The sequence below is a fragment of the Streptomyces sp. AC558_RSS880 genome (assembly GCF_019049255.1).
Lineage (GTDB): Bacteria > Actinomycetota > Actinomycetes > Streptomycetales > Streptomycetaceae > Streptomyces.
The window spans coordinates 1-1,511 of the sequence record NZ_JAGMUJ010000151.1; the positions used below are offsets into that span (position 1 = coordinate 1).

1 protein-coding gene and 1 pseudogene are annotated in these 1,511 nt (G+C 70.5%); both read right to left on the minus strand.

Translation table 11 applies throughout. The annotated features are described in order from the left end of the window. Window positions 1-163: pseudogene (locus tag KUM38_RS42520) on the minus strand (IS6 family transposase); the annotation flags it as partial. 100 nt (window positions 164-263) lie between these two features. After that, on the minus strand, window positions 264-1,511 hold a 1,248-nt coding region (locus KUM38_RS35105; protein WP_217135674.1), incomplete at its 5' end, for a tetratricopeptide repeat protein.

The following is a 1,511-nucleotide window of genomic DNA, read 5'->3' on the forward strand; positions in this document are numbered from 1 at the left end:
ACCACCGTCGCACGGTCTCGTACGAGACGATCACGCCGCGCTCGAGCATCAGTTCCTCGACCTCGCGGTAGGACAACGGGAAGCGGAAGTACAGCCACCCGCAGTGGGAGATCACTTCGACCGGGTACCGGTGCCCCTTGTACGACGGCGACGTGACCTCCATGGACGGACCCCCTCCACCACGATCACCCCGAAGATCATCCCACCCGCTCAGCCAACGTGACAGCGCCCCCGGCCGGTGACCTGGCGCGGCCGAGGACGTGCTAACCCCGCCCTGATGCCTGGAGCTCGCGCCCAGGATCACCGTTCGCCGGAGTGGGGAGCCGGTGGTTGCCGATGGCCCTCTCCGGCGCGACGGGCGCGGGGTCGGTTTCGGCGGCCAGGGCGGCGAGTCGGTCCCGGACCTCCTGGACGCTGCGGGACAGCGCCCGTTGTTCGGCATAGGCGAGCGCGCCGACCCAGTCGGCCCGGGCGGCCTCCCGGTCGCCCATGGCCAGGCGGGTGTCGCCCAGCCGCATCAGCACGCCGACGGCGTTCCTGTGGTCCCCCAGTTCCGCGAACGCGTGCATCGCCCGCTGGTAGGTGGCCACCGACTCCTCGTACCGGCCGAGCATACGGAGGGTGTAGCCCAGGACGTCCCGACCCTGAGCCTGCTGCCACAGCACGTCCAGGCGCTGGAACAGGGCGAGGGCCTCCTCGCTGTACACGAGGCTCCTCTCCAGCTGCCCCAGGTTGGAGTGGAACCAGGCGAGCTCGACGAGGCACTCGGCCGTCCACAGCTCGTCTCCCGTCGCCCGGGACAGCGCGAGTCCTCGCTCGGAGAACGCCACGGCCTCCTGGATCCGGCCGAACAGATAGAGCGCACACGCCATGCCGTACTGGGCGCGGGCCTGTTCACCGACCGCGTCGATCTCCTCGAAGAGCGTGGTGGCGCGTCGAAAGTGGTCCAGGGACTGTTCCTGGTGGCCGAGGTAGCCGTAGACGCTGCCGATGTGGCGCAGGCAGCGGCCTTCCTCCAGGCGGTCGCCCCGGCGCCGGGCCACTTCCAGGGCGGGGGTCAGCGCGGTGATCGCCTCGGGCCAGTACTCCCGGCGGTTCAGGTGCTCCTTCAGCGCCCAGGACAGCCCGGTGATCCGGCGGTCCAGTTTCTGGCCGACGGCGGTGTGCAGCAGGCCGCCGAGCACCCGGTGTTCGGCGGTGAGCCAGCGGTCCGCCTGTTCCACGGTGGTGAGGTCCTCCGGGGTGACGCCCGCACACGGGGAGCCGAAGTCGCGCTCGGGCTCCGAGTCCTGCTTGAGCAGCCGGTTGGCCTTGTGGGCGGTGAACAGGTAGTGGTCCAGGACCCGGAGGGTGGCGTGGTGGCGTTGATCGGTGGTGTCGTGGGTGTGGGTGAGTTCGGTGGCGTAGCCGCGTAGCAGGTCGTGCAGGGCGAACCGGCCGGGCTGGGGTTGTTCCAGGAGGCAGGAGCGGGTCAGTTCGGTGAGGAGGCGGCGGGTGTGGGGGAGGGGGAG